General features: G+C 49.8%; 15 protein-coding genes. 4 read left to right on the forward strand and 11 right to left on the reverse strand.

Going from position 1 to position 15,733, the window contains the following annotated elements:
• The first annotated feature begins 4 nt into the window (after nt 1-4).
• Genes MKY62_RS17630 through MKY62_RS17640 form a run of 3 tightly spaced genes read left to right on the forward strand, consistent with a single transcriptional unit; the run spans nt 5 to nt 2,747 of the window.
• Nucleotides 5-1,405 carry a fructose-specific PTS transporter subunit EIIC gene (locus MKY62_RS17630; protein ID WP_003185239.1) on the forward strand — a complete coding sequence of 467 codons (1,401 nt, stop codon included), beginning with the start codon at nt 5-7 and terminating at the stop codon, nt 1,403-1,405.
• 6 nt (nt 1,406-1,411) lie between these two features.
• Complete coding sequence (locus tag MKY62_RS17635) at nt 1,412-1,870, forward strand: PTS sugar transporter subunit IIA (protein WP_003185242.1); 459 nt, start codon at nt 1,412-1,414, stop codon at nt 1,868-1,870.
• Nucleotides 1,871-1,895: 25 nt separating this feature from the next.
• Nucleotides 1,896-2,747 (forward strand): tagatose bisphosphate family class II aldolase, encoded by an 852-nt coding sequence (locus tag MKY62_RS17640; protein WP_003185244.1) that lies wholly within the window; start codon nt 1,896-1,898, stop codon nt 2,745-2,747.
• A gap of 44 nt (nt 2,748-2,791) precedes the next feature.
• Here the strand turns inward: MKY62_RS17640 and MKY62_RS17645 are convergent, their stop codons facing one another.
• The 10 genes from MKY62_RS17645 to MKY62_RS17690 form a co-directional block, all read right to left on the reverse strand.
• Nucleotides 2,792-2,941: a hypothetical protein gene (locus tag MKY62_RS17645; RefSeq protein WP_003185246.1), complete on the reverse strand. Its 150-nt coding sequence runs from the start codon at nt 2,939-2,941 to the stop codon at nt 2,792-2,794.
• Nucleotides 2,938-5,373 (reverse strand): heavy metal translocating P-type ATPase, encoded by a 2,436-nt coding sequence (locus MKY62_RS17650; protein WP_003185248.1) that lies wholly within the window; start codon nt 5,371-5,373, stop codon nt 2,938-2,940. Before MKY62_RS17650 ends, MKY62_RS17645 begins: the two co-directional genes overlap by 4 nt.
• Nucleotides 5,374-5,409: 36 nt before the next feature.
• A complete protein-coding gene (gene copZ / locus MKY62_RS17655; protein ID WP_003185250.1) occupies nt 5,410-5,619 on the reverse strand; it encodes a copper chaperone CopZ in 210 nt (69 codons plus the stop codon).
• Nucleotides 5,620-5,713: 94 nt separating this feature from the next.
• The gene (gene csoR, locus MKY62_RS17660; RefSeq protein WP_003185252.1) at nt 5,714-6,016 is read right to left on the reverse strand and encodes a copper-sensing transcriptional repressor CsoR; all 303 of its coding nucleotides are present in this window, start codon (nt 6,014-6,016) and stop codon (nt 5,714-5,716) included.
• A gap of 123 nt (nt 6,017-6,139) precedes the next feature.
• Entirely contained in the window at nt 6,140-6,691 is a 552-nt protein-coding gene (locus MKY62_RS17665; protein ID WP_003185255.1) for a DJ-1/PfpI family protein, read from the reverse strand.
• An 85-nt stretch (nt 6,692-6,776) separates the two neighbouring features.
• Nucleotides 6,777-7,538: a DeoR/GlpR family DNA-binding transcription regulator gene (locus tag MKY62_RS17670; protein ID WP_003185257.1), complete on the reverse strand. Its 762-nt coding sequence runs from the start codon at nt 7,536-7,538 to the stop codon at nt 6,777-6,779.
• 79 nt (nt 7,539-7,617) lie between these two features.
• The gene (locus MKY62_RS17675; RefSeq protein ID WP_003185259.1) at nt 7,618-9,099 is read right to left on the reverse strand and encodes a rhamnulokinase family protein; all 1,482 of its coding nucleotides are present in this window, start codon (nt 9,097-9,099) and stop codon (nt 7,618-7,620) included.
• On the reverse strand, nt 9,096-10,316 hold the full coding sequence (gene rhaI, locus MKY62_RS17680) for an L-rhamnose isomerase (protein ID WP_025806052.1): 1,221 nt from the start codon (nt 10,314-10,316) through the stop codon (nt 9,096-9,098). The genes MKY62_RS17675 and rhaI overlap by 4 nt, the downstream gene beginning before the upstream one ends.
• Nucleotides 10,309-10,698: a sensory rhodopsin transducer gene (locus tag MKY62_RS17685; protein ID WP_003185262.1), complete on the reverse strand. Its 390-nt coding sequence runs from the start codon at nt 10,696-10,698 to the stop codon at nt 10,309-10,311. Before MKY62_RS17685 ends, rhaI begins: the two co-directional genes overlap by 8 nt.
• Before the next feature lie 54 nt (nt 10,699-10,752).
• Complete coding sequence (locus MKY62_RS17690; RefSeq protein ID WP_003185264.1) at nt 10,753-12,822, reverse strand: bifunctional rhamnulose-1-phosphate aldolase/short-chain dehydrogenase; 2,070 nt, start codon at nt 12,820-12,822, stop codon at nt 10,753-10,755.
• Nucleotides 12,823-13,183: 361 nt separating this feature from the next.
• Between MKY62_RS17690 and MKY62_RS17695 the strand changes: the two genes are divergently transcribed.
• Nucleotides 13,184-14,383, forward strand: a complete 1,200-nt coding sequence (locus tag MKY62_RS17695; RefSeq protein WP_003185266.1) for an MFS transporter — start codon at nt 13,184-13,186, stop codon at nt 14,381-14,383.
• Between the two features lie 17 nt (nt 14,384-14,400).
• On the opposite strand, the gene MKY62_RS17700 is transcribed toward MKY62_RS17695, so the two are convergent.
• On the reverse strand, nt 14,401-15,627 hold the full coding sequence (locus tag MKY62_RS17700; protein ID WP_003185267.1) for an MFS transporter: 1,227 nt from the start codon (nt 15,625-15,627) through the stop codon (nt 14,401-14,403).
• Nucleotides 15,628-15,733 lie beyond the last annotated feature (106 nt).

The raw sequence follows: 15,733 nt of genomic DNA on the forward strand, positions 1-15,733 counted from the left end.
TCTTATGAAAAAGTTCAAAATCATCGCGGCAACCGGCTGTCCAACAGGGATTGCCCATACATTTATGGCTGAAGAGGCCTTAAAACAGGCTGCCGCCAAACTGGGTGTGGAAATCAAAGTCGAAACACACGGGCAAATCGGCGTTCAAAACGAACTATCGCCAGAGGACATTAAACAAGCCGACGGGGTCATTGTCGCGGCAGACAAAGATGTAGGCGCAGAGCGTTTTGCAGGCAAACGTGTCCTTGACGTCCCGGTTGCGCGGGGCATCCGGGATGCGGAATCTTTAATTCGGACGCTGATGAACGGCGAAGCGCCGATTTACCGCGGACAAACTGCGGCAAAAACAGAGGATGAACCAAAAACAGGCGAATCCGCTTCCATCGGCCGTAAAATATATAAACATTTGATGAACGGGGTTTCCCACATGCTCCCATTTGTCGTCGGCGGAGGGGTTTTGATTGCACTTTCCTTTTTATTCGGCATCCATTCAGCGGATCCTGAACATCCAAGCTACAACGCTTTTGCCGAATTGCTGAATAAAACGGGCGCATTCGGATTCCAGCTGATGGTTCCGATTTTATCCGCCTATATCGCCGATTCAATGGCAAAACGCCCCGGCCTGATTGTCGGTTTTATCGGCGGCATGATCGCCAGCACGGGCGGAGCGGGTTTTCTGGGCGGCATCGTATCCGGTTTTTTGGCGGGACTGATCATTTACGGCCTCTCGCATGCACTTAAAAAAATGCCTCAGTCACTTGAAGGACTAAAAGCAATTTTTCTTTATCCGGTTATCGGCATTTTTCTGATCGGTGCGGTCATGTTTTTCCTCGTCGAACCGATGACGGCCATTAATGAGGGGATGAAGGGCTTTTTAGCCGACTTTCAAGGGGCGAACCCAATCATTCTCGGCTTGATCATCGGCTGTATGAGCGCATTTGACATGGGCGGCCCGGTCAATAAAGCCGCTTATGTCACCGGTACTGCTCTTCTCGCTGAAGGGAACCAATATTTCATGGCAGGCGTCTCCGCCGCGTGCATCACACCGCCGCTCGTTATTGCGTTTGCCACATTGCTTTTCCGCAAATATTTCAGCCAGCAGGACCGAAATGCAGGACTTGTCAATTTTATTCTCGGCGCCACTCATATTACTGAAGGCGCTATCCCGTTCGCCGCAAAGAAACCAATCCCTGTCATTCCGATTTTGATGATCGGCTCTTCGGTTTCGGCAATATTAACATATTCATTCGCAGTTCAAGTACCTGCCCCGCACGGCGGATTCCTTGTACTTCCCGTTGTAACAGGAGCCTTTCAATGGGTGCTGTCGATTATCATCGGATCGCTTATCGGTGCCTTCTTATACGGCTTTTACCAAAAACGGACATATGAAAAAGAGAAAGGCTGATCAAACATGAAAACAGCAGCTTTAATCAAAAAAGAGCACATCTATCTACAAGAAACGCTATCTTCCCAAGCGGAAGCTTTTGACCGGCTGGCTCAGATCGCATATGAATCAGGAGCAGCCAAAACAAAACAAGCGGTCATTGACGGATTGGCGCAAAGAGAGGCTGAAAGCACGACCGGCTTTATCGACGGCTTCGCCATTCCCCATGCAAAACTGAAGGACATCACAGAAGCAACTGTCATCATCATTCAAAACAAGGCAGGAATCGAATGGAACGCGCTTGATCAGACGCCTGTCACGTTCATCATTGCATTATTGATACCCGATGCCGAGGCAGGCAGCACACATCTCAATCTATTATCATCGGTGTCTCGCATGCTTGTTCACGAAGATGCGAGGCAGCAGCTGCTTGAAGCCTCGAGTCCTGACGACATTCTGAGCACCTTCTCAAGCTATTTATCTTAACTTTGATCAGAAAGAAGGAATCGATATGCTGACAAATACGAAAAAAATGCTGCTGGACGCACAGGCAAACGGCTATGCGGTGCCGGCCTTTAACATTCATAACCTTGAAACCGTGCAGGCCGTGACAGAAGCGGCTGAAGCCTTAAGGTCCCCCGTGATTCTTGCGGCTACTCCAGGAACCTTCAGCTATGCAGGGCGCGACTATATTCAAGCCATTGCAGAAACGGCCGCGGCGCGCTGCTCGATCCCGGTCGCCCTCCATCTAGATCATCATGAAGAAATTGATGATATTCGCGAGTCTTTATCATTGGGGACGAAATCTGTCATGATTGATGCTTCGCACCATCCATTTGCCGAGAATACCGCAATTACGGCGAGTGTCGTTCAATATGCCCGGCAAAAAGATGCCACTGTAGAAGCCGAGCTTGGAAGGCTCGGCGGACAGGAAGACGATTTGATCGTGGATGAAGCCGACGCTTATTATACCGATCCGGATGCAGCAAAAGAGTTCGTCGAGAAAACCGGAATCGATTCGCTGGCGGTGGCAATCGGTACAGCCCACGGTCTTTACTCAAAAGAGCCCAATATCGATTTTGAGAGGCTGGCCGCGATTCAAAAACGGGTTTCAGTCCCGCTCGTCCTGCACGGCGCCTCAGGAATTTCAGAGCAAGATGTTAGAAAGTGCATCAAGCTAGGCTGTGCAAAAGTAAATATCGCGACTGAATTAAAAATTCCTTTTTCAGATAAACTGCGCCGATATTTGCATGAACACGCCGATGCAAGCGATCCAAGAAAATATATGGCCCCCGCCAAAGAAGCCATGAAAAAAATCGTCCAAGAAAAGATTTTGATGTGCATGAGCAATGACAGATACTAATACAAAAAGCCGGATGTTCTTTAACATCCGGCTTTCTCAGCAATTCATTTGACATGCTCTTCTAAAGCATGACCGTCATGGGGCTTTTCATCGGGTATCGGTTCCCGACCGGCCAATATGCTGTATACAAGCATGACAATTCCTACATAAACAACCGCTGAAACCGTCCAAACGAGCACTGTCTTATCCTTCAAGACGGATTCCTCCAATCAAGCTTCACCTTTTGCAGCCTGAGTGCATTCAGAACGACTGAGACCGAACTGAACGCCATCGCGGCACCTGCGATCCACGGAGCCAAAAGCCCGACAGCCGCGAACGGAATGCCGATGCTGTTGTAGGCAAACGCCCAGAAAAGATTTTGTTTAATGTTTTTGATGGTCAATCTGCTCATGAGGATCGCATCGGCGATGCTGTTTAAATCGCCGCGGATCAAGGTGACGTCGGCGGCTTCCATGGCGACGTCAGTCCCTGTTCCGATCGCCATACCTGTATCGGCCGCCGCCAATGCCGGCGCATCGTTGATGCCGTCGCCGACCATCGCGACTTTTTTGCCTTTTGCCTGGATTTTCTTCACCTCATCCGCTTTTCCTTCCGGCAGAACTTCGGCGATGACGTGGTGAATGCCGGCTTCAGCAGCAATCGCTTCTGCCGTCCGCCGATTGTCCCCGGTGATCATGACGACTTCCAGCCCCATATCATGCAGCCTTTTCACCGCTGCCTTCGACGTGTCTTTAATCGTATCGGCGACGGCGATCAGCCCGGCAAACCGACCGTCGACGGCGGCAAGCATCGCCGTCTTTCCTTGTGTTTCGAGCTCTTCCATTTCGCCGTTCGCATCTTGAATGTCAATATCACGGTTTTCCATCAGACGTCTTGTACCGATCAAAATCCGCTTTTCATTGACTGCGGCTTCGATACCATAGCCGGGTATCGCTTCAAAGCTGTCTGCTGAGGCGGGTTCTATCCCTTTCTCTTTGATGCCTTCGACAATGGCTTCAGCAAGCGGGTGTTCAGAGCTTTTTTCTGCAGCACCGATAAGCTTGAGAAACGATGTTTCATCGATCCATGGTTCAGGGCGCACATCTGTCAGCTGAGGCTTCCCATTTGTGACCGTCCCCGTCTTGTCAAGCACGATCGTCTCCAAGCGGTGAGCCGTCTCCAAATGTTCGCCGCCTTTGAATAAGATTCCGAATTCAGCCGCGCGGCCAGATCCGGCCATGATCGATGTCGGCGTTGCCAAGCCGAGCGCACACGGACATGCGATCACAAGCACCGCAATCAGCTTCTCCAGCGCCGTGCCGAATTCGCCGGGGCTGACCGCCAAATACCAGATGAAAAATGTGATGGCCGCGATCGCCACGACAATCGGCACAAAAACCCCGGAAATCCGGTCTGCGAGCCGTTGAATCGGCGCCTTTGAACCTTGCGCCTCTTCCACAACTTTTATAATCTGCGCCAGCGCAGTATCTTTGCCTACTTTTTCTGCTCTGACTTTTAAAAATCCATTTTTATTGATTGTAGCGCCGATAACCGGATCTCCAACCGTTTTGTCAACAGGGATGCTTTCACCGGTGATCATCGATTCATCCAGCGCTGAACGACCTTCGACAATCTCCCCGTCTGCCGGTACTTTTTCACCGGGCTTCACATACATGATGTCGCCTGCCAAAACGTTTTCAATCGGCACGGTCATCTCTTCGCCGTTCCTGACGACGGTCGCTGTCTTTGCCTGCAGCCCCATCAGCTTTTTGATCGCTTCGGATGAACGCCCTTTCGCTTTCGCTTCAAACAGCTTTCCTAAAATGATCAAAGTTAAGAGGATGGCGCTTGTTTCATAGTAAAGGCCGTCCGGATGCCGGTTTGTACCGAGGCTTTCAATGCTTAAATACAAGCTGTAGAAATAGGCGGCAGACGTGCCGAGAGCGACCAGCACATCCATGTTGGCACTTTTGTTCCGCAGCGCTTTATAAGCCCCAGTGTAAAACTGCTTCCCGACGATAAACTGAACCGGTGTGGCCAACGCGAACTGAACCCAGGGATCCATGAACATCCCCGGCAGCCATATAAATGACGTGAATTTGAAATGGCTGACCATTGCCCAGAGCAGCGGAAAAGACAAAATGGCTGAAAAAATAAATTTGCCGGTTTGACGCTGAATATCTTTTTCTCTTTGTTCCGCCCGACCGTCCGCAGTTCGGTCTTTTTTCAGCTCGAGCTTGTAGCCGAGCTTTTCAACGGCTTCGATCATCTCCTCCGGCGAAACCGCGCCAGCATGATAGTCGACTGTCGCAGTCTCAATGGCAAAGTTGACGGCGGCGCTTTTGACGCCAGACAGCTTGTTGAGGCGCTTTTCAACCCGGTTGGCGCAAGCCGCACACGTCATGCCGGAAACCGCAAATTCGGCTTTTTCCGCAGGAACTTGATAGCCGAGCGATTCGACTTTCTCAGCCAGCTGTCCGACTTCGATTTGCCCCGGATCATAAACGATTTTTGATTTTTCCAGCGCCAAGTTCACATTTGCGTCCTGAACGCCGTCAAGCCTTTTCAACCCTTTCTCGATCCGCGCCGCACAGGCGGCGCAGGTCATGCCAGAGATTTGGAGGGTGGCTTCTTTTTGTCCGTCCATATCCTTCACTCCTTATATACCCCTTGTAGGTATACATCAGCCTGCAACATCATACCCCTGGTCTTCGATCGTATCGATGATCTCCTTCAGCGAGACTTTGCCTGAATCAAACGATACTTCGACTTTGCCCTCGTTTAAATTCACTTTGACAGACTCCACTCCGCCAAGCTTTCCGACGTTTCCTTCTACTGCCTGAACACAGTGGTTGCAAGACATGCCTTCGACTTTCAGTGTTTTTTGTTCCATATTGAAAACCTCCTGTGGTTTGATGATATTGATCGGTTTTATATTACCATACCCCTGTAGGGTATTTCAAGAAAACGATTTTCTCTTTTTTCGTTCATGATTTTGAAAACCGTTTAAACACATCAAGCAGTTCCTCGATGGCTTCTTCTCCCTCACCGCTTTTAATCGCGTTTGCGACGCAATGGTGGGTATGATCCTCAAGCAGGCTGAAAGCAACCTTTTGCATCGCGGCTTGCACAGCTGAGATTTGAACGAGAATATCGACGCAGTAGCGGTCATTTTCAATCATCTTTTGAATGCCTCTGACCTGTCCTTCAATCCGCTTTAAGCGGTTTGTGATTTGTTCTTTTCCTTTAGAGCTTTTGGGATTTAACGCGTGTTCATGATGATCTGCCATCGGAACACCTCTCTTTCCTTTATATTTTGTCCAAGATCCCCATTGGTACCATTATAAAATGCGAAGCGGAACATGTCTAAAAAAAGAGACAACCCCGAACTGCTGCGGGGTCATCCCTGCATATTATTTGTTTAACGCTTTAAAAAATTCTCTCATAAACTCCGGCAGATTGGACCAGTCATGACCTGAGACCAGGTTGGCGTCCACATGAAGCTTCTCCTCGACATAAGTCGCGCCCGCGGCTTCGACTTCCGGTTTGCAGGCGATGTAAGCCGTCAGCTCCCGGCCTTTCAGATGTTCTCTCAGGCTTGTGAAAATCAGGCTCGCATGACAAATCGCGCCGACCGGTTTATTTTCCTCAAAGAAATGAGCAACGATTTTCAGCAGGGAATCGTACATCCGGATAAATTCCGGTGCGCGTCCGCCAGGAATGATGATGCCGTCGTATTCGGACGGGTCAATCTCATCAAATGAAGCATGCGCGTCAATTAAATAGCCCGGCTTTTCGGTGTATGTATCCCAATCCAGGAAGTCATGAACAACCGTATGAATCTTTTTCTTTTTCGGTGCGGCAATCGTCGTTTCATAGCCCTCTTCAAGACAGCGGTAATAAGGGTAATACACTTCCAGCGCTTCAACTGCATCGCCCGTTACGATTAAAATCTTTTTCGCCATCAAAAACATCTCCTTTCCTTTTTTACTCTTCTATTTTATCCCATTTGCGCCTGTTTTTAAAATCAAGTGCTTGAGAAGTTTTGTTTCAGCCGACGATCGTGATGTTCTCTGTTATGTCTTTCAAGCGGGCAAGATTTGCTTTGTCAATTCCTGAATCTGTGATGACCCTGTATCGGTCATGAAGGCGGTCGATTTGCGAGAAAGCACGGGTTCCGAATTTGCTGCTGTCCGCCATCAAAATCGTTTCGTCCGCAATTTCGATCATTCGTTTTTTCAACAGCGCCTGCATTTCGTTTGAATCGCTCAAGCCGCTCGCAGGGTCGACGCCTTTGCAAGACAGAAATGTTTTGTTGACGTGATACATGTCAAGGGAGCGCTCAGCCAAAGGGCCGACATATGACATCGATTGCGGCAGCAGCATCCCGCCGGTTGAAATGACCGTCACCTTTTCTTTTTTGCTGAGTTCAATCGCGACTCTGACTGAATTCGTAATGACGGTCAGCGGGATGTTTTCAAGCGCTTTTGCCATGTACCATGCCGTCGTGCTTGCATCAAGAATAATCCGTTCCCCGCTTTTCACATGCTTGACGGCTTCAAATGCAATCATCTTTTTTTCGTTTACGTTTGTAATTTCGCGCTCGCGAAAATGCACCTCTCTTTCTTCAGTCTGCACGCTGACTGCGCCGCCATGGCTTCTTTTCAGCTTATTTTCCTTCTCAAGCTTTTCCAAATCGCGCCTGATCGTTTCTTCCGTGACGGAAAAAAGCTCGCTCAGTTCTGTGACGCGTACGCTCGAGCGCAGATTGACAAGCTCGACGATTTTTTGGTGTCTTTCAGCTACAAGCATCCGTTTACTTCCTTCCTTTTTTGGTAAAAGTCACTGTTACATTCATGATAGCGCATCGGCTCCGATACAGGAAAGGTTTTCAGCGGGAAGCGGCGCCGAGAATCTGACTTGTATAGCGGCGGTATGCCCGCTCCCACGCTTCTGTATCTTCCGGTACATACGTTTTTTGAGGAAAGGAAGCCTTGATCGCTTTCCGGGCGCTCTGAATATCCCAAAACATGTCGAGCGCGACGGCCTGTACGGCAATGTTGCCGATGGCGCTTGCCTCTGACGGTCCAGCCCATACATTTCTGGACAGTACATTCGCCGTGTATTGGCAGAGCAGTTCATTTCGAATCCCTCCGCCCGCCATGTGAAGTCCGTCATATTCTTTTCCTGTCAAGGTTTCAATCCGTTCAAAGGTGAACCGGTATTTAAACGCAAGGCTTTCCAGCACGCAGCGGATGATCTGTCCGGGCGTTTCCGGCACGTGCTGCCCTGCTGCACGGCAGTACTCTCTGATCGCCTCAGGCATATGGACGGGATTGAGAAACACCGGGTCATCCGGGTCAACCGCCGACCTGAATGCTTCTGACTGTCCGGCAAGTTTGACAAGCTCGGCGCTCGAATAGCTGATCCCATCTTTTTCCCAATCCGCCTGACAGCGCTGGAACAGCCACAATCCCATAATGTTTTTTAAAAAACGGAATGTGCCGCCGGCACCACCCTCATTTGTAAAATTCCAATCGAGCGCCTGTTTTGTCATCAGCGGAGCGTCAAGTTCGGTTCCGATCAGCGACCAGGTGCCGCAAATCAAATATGCAAAGTCATCCGTTTCAGCGGGGATGCCGACAACTGCAGAAGCCGTGTCATGTTCGCCGACGGCAATCACCGGTACGGCGGGCACAGACAATTCGCCGCACACTGATTGCGACAGCCTCCCCGCTTCGCTTCCGGGCTTTGCTATATCTTTTGGAAAAATCTTGGCCGGGATCCCCAGAAGGCTGATGAGCTCCCAATCCCAGTCAGACGTTTTCGGGTTGAACAGCTGGGTTGTCGTCGCATTTGTAAATTCGCTTTTTTTCTCGCCCGTTAAAAAATAGCGCAGCAAATCAGGAATCATTAATAGTGTGTCCGCGTAATCCAACAGCGGAGAATTCGCTTTTTTCAGCGCCCGGAGCTGAAAGATGGTGTTGAACGGCAAAAGCTGAATACCGGTTCTGGAAAACAGCTCTTCTTTTCCGATTTCATTCAACACCTCCGTCATTATTCCGTCCGTGTAAGGATCGCGGTAATGATAAGGGTTCCCCATCAGCTCTCCGTTCCGATCGAGAAAACCGACGTCAACCGCCCATGAATCGATTCCGATGCAGCTGATTCGTCCACAGCCGTTTTTCGCCTTTAAAATGCCCTGTTTAATTTCATGATAAAGCCTGAGAATGTCCCAATAAAGGTGTTTTCCCGCCTGAACGGGCTGATTTGGAAAACGGTGAATTTCCTCCGCTTTGATCAGACCGCCGTCCACATGACCTGCATAAGCTCTGCCGCTCGACGCACCAAGATCAAAGGCGAGAATCGTCACCAGCTTGCACCGCCTTTCCCGCGTGCCAGGATTTTTTCCGCATATCCGCTTTCCGCATAAGCCTTGAGCGGATCAGGCGGAACGTTCATTTCCTCCCGCACGGCGCAGAGGAGCGGCTTGACGTCGATTTCAAATGCCTCGCGGATCGCAGCCTCTGCGGCAAGCACGTCATGATCTTCCTGCGCTTTCTTCACTTCATCGAAGTTGATCAAAAGCGCTTTTGCAAATTGAGTCTGCACATTCATGACCGAGCGCAGCACAGCGGGTATTTTCGGTTCAAGATTATGGCATTGATCAAGCATATACGAAATATGTTCGGCCGTCTTCCGGACGTTCGGGTCAGAATCACGGCAGGCGTCCAAAATTTGAGAAAAAATGAGAAACAGTTCGTACGGGTTGTGAGCGCCCGCGATCAAATCGTCATCAGCGTATTTGCGGCTGTTGAAATGAAAGCCTCCGAGACGTTTTTCGTCAAGCAAATAAGCGACAATGTGCTCGATGTTCGTCCCCTGGGCATGGTGGCCGGTGTCGACGAGCACCTCAGCCTTCGGGCCGAGCTTTTGCGCCAAATTGTAAGCCATGCCCCAATCCGCCAGATCGGTATGATAAAAAGCCGGCTCAAAAAATTTGTATTCAATCAAGAGCCGCATATCATCGTCAAGAGCTTCGTAAACTTCAGCCAGACACTCATACATCCAGTTTTTCCGTTTTCTGATGTCGCCCTGACCGGGATAGTTGGTTCCGTCGGCAAGCCAGAGGCTGATTTCCTTGGAGCCTGTTTGTTTTGCAATATCGACGCATTCGAGCAATTGCTCAGTCGCTTTTTGGCGAATGGCCGCTTTCACGTTTGTGACGCTGCCGAATTTGTAGTCATCGTCCTGGAACAAGTTCGGATTCACGGCGCCGATAGCAAGGCCAAGCTGCTCGGCGTGCGCTTTCAGCTTTCCGTAATCATCAACTCGATCCCAAGGAATATGGATGGCGACGGAAGGACAAATTCCGGTTAATTTGTGAACGACTGATGCATCTTCCATTTTTTCAAACGGATCTCTTGGCACACCCTCTTGCTGAAACACTTTGAAGCGCGTGCCCGAGTCCCCGTATCCCCATGAAGGCGTCTCGATTTTAAGCGCTTTCAATTTTTCCTTTGCTTCAGAAAGGCTGATTCCCCTGTCTTTCTGCTGTTCTTCAAATAAAGCGTAGGCCCGGTCATTCATCATGTACGCCCATCCCCCTTGTTTTTAACGGATATGCCATGGTTGACATTAACGCAAGTTCCGGCTGGGTCGTGTCCAGCCGGCTGTACTGGACGATCACAGGTACATCGCTTGCGATCTCGATCGCATAAGGAACATTTTCAGGAATGCGTTCTCCTGATCGGTGCAAAGAACTTGTGCGGATATGCTTCGTTCTCTTGCCATGAACCGTCTCGGAAATGCCTTCGAGCGGCGGACGGTCTTCGAAGTATACGGTGATCGCAAGGTTTGCGTTTTCTTCATGGCAATTTAAAACACAAATGGCTTCATGGCTCGTCAAGCTTCCGGAACTTTCCGGAGGAATAAAACCGTCCGGTATGATCCAATGGGTCTCGCCCTTCATCTCCCTTTTCCCCCTTTGTATTCTGAAAGGGCGGCCGAAGCCGCTCCTTATCAATTACCTTGAAAATGCGGCTGGCACTCCCCCGTCAACCGTCAGCATGCATCCCGTCGTTTTTGCCGTTTTTTCTGAAGCGAAATAAGCGATCGCCTCGGCAATGTCGGCGGGATAAATGTTGACGGAAAGAGCCGTACGTTTGCGGTAATGCTCTTCAAGCCGGTCGGGTTCAATCCCGTAGGCGGCGGCTCTTTCTTCGCGCCATTTGGAGTCCCAGATGGCCGACCCTTGAAGCACCGCATCCGGAAGAACTGAATTCGCACGGATTCCGTACGGTCCGCCTTCAGCCGCGATGCATCTCGCCAAATGAACCTCAAGCGCTTTTGCAGAGCTGTATGCTGATGCGTTTTTGCCTGCATAAACGGAATTTTTCGAACCGACAAACACCATGCTGCCGCCTGAACCTTGTTTTTTCATTTGCTTAAAAGCTTCTCTGGCCACGAGGAAATATCCTGTTCCGAGTACATTCATATTCAGGTTCCATTCTTCGAGCGTCGTTTCATCAAGCGGGCTTGATGTCGCAAGGCCCGCATTGTTGACAAGGATGTCAATCCCGCCGTATTTGAGGGCGATTTCCTCGAAGGCCGTCTGAACCTCCTCTTCTTTCGTCACATCCATGCGGACGGCGTAAGCTCGTTCTGCACCGTATTGATCATTAATCTCGGCCGCTGTTTTTTCTGCGCCTTCAATATTAATGTCAGCGACCACAACATGCGCGCCTTCTAGAGCAAGGCGGCGGCAGGCCTCGCTGCCGATTCCGCCCGCTCCCCCCGTCACAAATGCGATCTTGCGCGAAAATTCGGCTTCCGGCGGAGCAAGCGTTAATTTATAAAGCTCAAGCGGCCAATATTCAACATTGTAGGATTCTTCCTCATTGAGAGATACAAAGTTTCCAAGGACTTCCGTTCCCTTCATGACGGCAATCGCCCGGCGGTATAAATCTCGGCTGACCTTCGCCATCGCCAGGCTTTTCCCTGCTGTCACCATGCCGATTCCCGGGATCAGCATCACGCGAGGCGCCGGTTCAAACATCTCGTCTCCTTCGTGCCGGTTTCGTTGAAAATAGGCGGCATACGACTCTTTAAATCCAGCAATCTCGGTTTTGATCCGGTCGACCAGCGCTTCTGTGTCCTGTTCAGCGGGATTCCACGGAATATAGGCAGGCACCCGCTTTGTATGAACGAGGTGATCCGGACAAGCGGCGCCGACCTGTGAAAGCGACGGTGCGCGCCTGCTGTTCGCGAATTCGAGCACATCGTCAGCATCGCACCAGGTGACGAGCATGCGTTTTTCCCCGCTGACAGCGCCGCGGATGACCGGCAAGATATCGGCTAAAATCCGTTTCCGCTCCTCCGGTGCAAGCGGCTCGACCATCTGTCCGCCAAACGGCTGATGATCTTCCGAACGGCTTTTAATATATGCTTCCGCTTCGCGAATCACGGCAATCGTCTGATCATAGCTTTCTTTCGACGTTTCCCCCCAAGTGACGAGCCCGTGCTTCTCCATTAAAACAAGCTCTGCATTCGGGTTGTTTTTCACACCTTCTGCTATCATCTTCGATAAAGCAAAGCCCGGTCTGACATAAGGCACCCATACAAATCGGCTGCCGTATATCTCCTCTGCGATCTCTTTTCCATTATCGCAGCAGCAGATGCTGATGATTGCATCGGGGTGGGTGTGATCGACATGCGGAAACGGCAAAAAAGCATGAAGAAGCGTTTCGATCGACGGCCGCGGATGCTTTCCGTCCATCATGCAATGGGACAAATATGCCGTCATTTCTTCATCGGTCATGCTGCTCCGTTCCATCAGCGGACGAATATCATCCAGCCTCAGTCCGGTAAATTGGCCCGCTGACATCGTCGCCAAGTCCGAGCCGCTGCCTTTCACCCACATCACCTCGATGTCCCTGCCTCTGAAATCCTTTTCTGTCGTTTTCATCGATGTGTTTCCCCCGCCCCAGTTGCAGACCGAACGGTCAGCGCCGATCAGATTGGAACGGTAGACGAGCTCGGCAAGACCCGGACGCAGCGATGCAGCCTCAGACTCTGACCATAAATATTTCACCATGCGTATCACTCCGTTTTTGTTTGTTTATTTTTGAATATGTTTGTTTTAAGAGTAACATATTTTGATTTTCTTTGTAAGCGCTTTTTTCCGAAACCATTTTAGGACAGAATCTCTTCAATCAGTCGATAAATAAAAAACGCCAACAGCAGGCGGCCGTCGGGGTTAAGAATGTAGGAATGTTTAATCTTTGATTTTAAAATAAAATGTCAGGTTTTAAGAAAGCGCTGGCATCTTGTTGCCGGCGCTTTTTGTGCCGCTGACATACCGTTTGGGGGAACATATTGATGCGCAAAAAACGGTTGAAATTCGTCTTTTGATCTTTTAATATATAAACTCATGTTTTTTAAAAGGAGGGGTCAGGATGAAAAAAACACTGCACGCTCCAGTCAAACTGATCATCGCAATTTTTATGATTTGTACATTTTCCATCGGCTTTACAGAGTACGTCGTTATGGGTATATTGACTTCCATTTCAAAGGATCTCTCTGTTCCGATTTCGTCTACCGGCCTATTGGTAACGGCATATGCGGGAAGCGTCTGTCTGACGGGGCCGATCGTCACCATATTTTCGGTAAAAATGCCGCGCAAACCGGTATTGATCGGCTTGATGAGTGTGTTTGTACTGTCGAATGCGCTCAGTTTCCTGGCGCCGAACTTCACCGTTTTGTTGGTCTCAAGAATCCTATCCGCATCCATTCATGGTGCATTTTTTGCAACGACAATGGTGTTCGTCAGCGAAATGGCACCGCCCGAAAAACGGGCCGCCGCTGCCGCTTCAATGAACGGCGGCTTGACCATCGCCCTGATGCTCGGCGTCCCGTTTGGTTCTTATTTAGGCGATCTTTTCAACTGGCGGATCGTTTTTCTGATGATCGCATGCCTCGGATTGATCGGCCTCGCCGGCATTTGGCTGACGGTGCCGCACAGAAAACCGAAAGTTGTCCCTAAATTGATCCATGAATGGGATGTGTTTAAAAATAAACAAGTCCTTTTTTCTTTTGCTATCACGATCTTTGGCTATTCGGGCGTATTCATCGCCTACACGTTTATTGAACCGATGCTGCGGCATTCTGCCGGTTTGGGCAGTCTCGGCATTACAGCCGCCCTTTTCGCCTACGGGTTTGGCGGGGTCGTCGGCAATTTCTACGCCGGAAAGGTGCCGTTTCACCTGTTAACCCGCTCCATGATCGGGGTGATGATCGCGCTCATGGCGATCCTTGCGGCCTTTCCTTTTGTCAGCGGACATCCTGCCGGCGCCATCATCGTGACGTTTTTATTCGGAGCCGGCGCGTTCGGAACGGTGCCCCTTTTGCAAACAAAGGTCGTGGCTGCGTCTGAACACGGAACAACGATCGCCACCTCCGTCAGCATCGCTGCATTTAACTTGGCCAACGCGCTCGGGGCTTGGATCGGCGGACTCATTCTTAATGCATCAGAGTCCTACACATACCTTGCCACAGGCGGTGCGCTTATGACCATGTGCGGGCTGACGCTTACGATGTTCGCCTATATGTCTGAGAAAAGACAAGTGAAAGAAGACATGTGGGGAACGGACCTCTAATCAAAAAGCTGCCCGGCTTAAGACCTGGCAGCTTTTTTGTTTGGTTCTTGCAGCGTCTTTGTGTGAGCTGCTTTCCGCATGACCGCGGTCATCAAAAGGGCGGCTGCGGCATAAACGATACCGAAACAGCCGAAAACGAAAACTGAAGATGACATCCCCAATAACATGCCTGATATAACAGGACCGCAGGCCATTCCCGTATACCTGATAAAATTAAACATGCCCATCGCACTGCCGCGGTTCTCCTCAAATTCATTCGCCATCATCGTAGAGAAGAGCGGCGGAATCAGCCCCATCGTAACGCCGAAAAGAACCAGAGCCGCCGACATGGCGAAAAGCGAAAACAAATGGGAAAAGGCAAAACAGACGACGCTCCCTGCGGCGGTCAGATTGCCGATCAAAAACAGGCGTCTGAGCGATAATCTCTTTTGTATCCACTTAAACAGCACGCTGCCGGCAATCGTGCTGACCGCTATCGGCAAATACAGCAAGCCGACGATCTGCAGATCAAGGTGATAGTGATCGGTCAGCAAAATCGGCAAATACACGATCATTGAAAAATAAATAAAGAAAATAAGGTAGCTTAATATTAAAACGGCATTGCCCGCCCTGTTTTTGAATATGTCCTTATAATGCGACAGCAGGCTGCCCGCGCTGAGATTGGTCTTTTTCTCCGAATGGCTGCGCGGAAAGCAAAACAAATTGCCGAAAAGCAAAAGAACAGACAATACTGTCAAAAACCAAAAAATACCCGGATAATTATAGCGCTCCCCGATAAAACCGCCGAGAATAGGCGCCGCTGCCGGTGCAAGGGAAAGCAGCATTTGATAAGTTCCCATCGCACTGCCCCGCTTCGTTCCCTTAAACAGAGATCCGATTGTGGTTGCCGCAATTAATGGAAGCGCAGCAGTCCCCAAAGCCTGCAGCACCCTGAAAAAAAGAAACAGGCCAAAGTCCCGGGAGGCTGCGCAGCCGATTGTGGCGATGACCGTTACGATCATGCTCGCCATCATTACAAATCTCGCTCCTTTAAAATCAACAATCGAGCCGACAATGATCTGCATCGCAGCTGTAATGAAGATGAACAGCGAGACGGACAGGTTTACCATCGAAACAGAAACGTGAAACGAGTCTCTGATTAAAGGAATGATAGGTGAATAAATATTTTGATTCAACGATGCGAAAAAAGCGCTGATACACACAAAATACATAATGAAAGAAGCATTTGATTTCATTGGTCTCATTTCAAACCGCCTGCCTTGTTTTTGTTTATTCGTTAACAATTTATCTAATATCGTTTACTGGTTAACAATATTAATTGTAGATGACCCCTTTATCAATTGTCAACGA

The organism is Bacillus sp. FSL R7-0646 (assembly GCF_037969865.1).
GTDB classification, from domain to species: domain Bacteria; phylum Bacillota; class Bacilli; order Bacillales; family Bacillaceae; genus Bacillus; species Bacillus licheniformis.

Bases quoted from the DNA above. Each gene is read 5' to 3' on its own strand.
- MKY62_RS17700 (WP_003185267.1), bottom strand. From the start codon at position 15,627: ATGAGACCAATGAAATCAAATGCTTCTTTCATTATGTATTTTGTGTGT.
- MKY62_RS17635 (WP_003185242.1), top strand. From the start codon at position 1,412: ATGAAAACAGCAGCTTTAATCAAAAAAGAGCACATCTATCTACAAGAA.
- MKY62_RS17630 (WP_003185239.1), top strand. From the start codon at position 5: ATGAAAAAGTTCAAAATCATCGCGGCAACCGGCTGTCCAACAGGGATT.
- csoR (WP_003185252.1), bottom strand. From the start codon at position 6,016: ATGGCAGATCATCATGAACACGCGTTAAATCCCAAAAGCTCTAAAGGA.
- MKY62_RS17670 (WP_003185257.1), bottom strand. From the start codon at position 7,538: ATGCTTGTAGCTGAAAGACACCAAAAAATCGTCGAGCTTGTCAATCTG.
- MKY62_RS17640 (WP_003185244.1), top strand. From the start codon at position 1,896: ATGCTGACAAATACGAAAAAAATGCTGCTGGACGCACAGGCAAACGGC.
- MKY62_RS17650 (WP_003185248.1), bottom strand. From the start codon at position 5,373: ATGGACGGACAAAAAGAAGCCACCCTCCAAATCTCTGGCATGACCTGC.
- copZ (WP_003185250.1), bottom strand. From the start codon at position 5,619: ATGGAACAAAAAACACTGAAAGTCGAAGGCATGTCTTGCAACCACTGT.
- rhaI (WP_025806052.1), bottom strand. From the start codon at position 10,316: ATGAATGACCGGGCCTACGCTTTATTTGAAGAACAGCAGAAAGACAGG.
- MKY62_RS17665 (WP_003185255.1), bottom strand. From the start codon at position 6,691: ATGGCGAAAAAGATTTTAATCGTAACGGGCGATGCAGTTGAAGCGCTG.
- MKY62_RS17685 (WP_003185262.1), bottom strand. From the start codon at position 10,698: ATGAAGGGCGAGACCCATTGGATCATACCGGACGGTTTTATTCCTCCG.
- MKY62_RS17695 (WP_003185266.1), top strand. From the start codon at position 13,184: ATGAAAAAAACACTGCACGCTCCAGTCAAACTGATCATCGCAATTTTT.
- MKY62_RS17690 (WP_003185264.1), bottom strand. From the start codon at position 12,822: ATGGTGAAATATTTATGGTCAGAGTCTGAGGCTGCATCGCTGCGTCCG.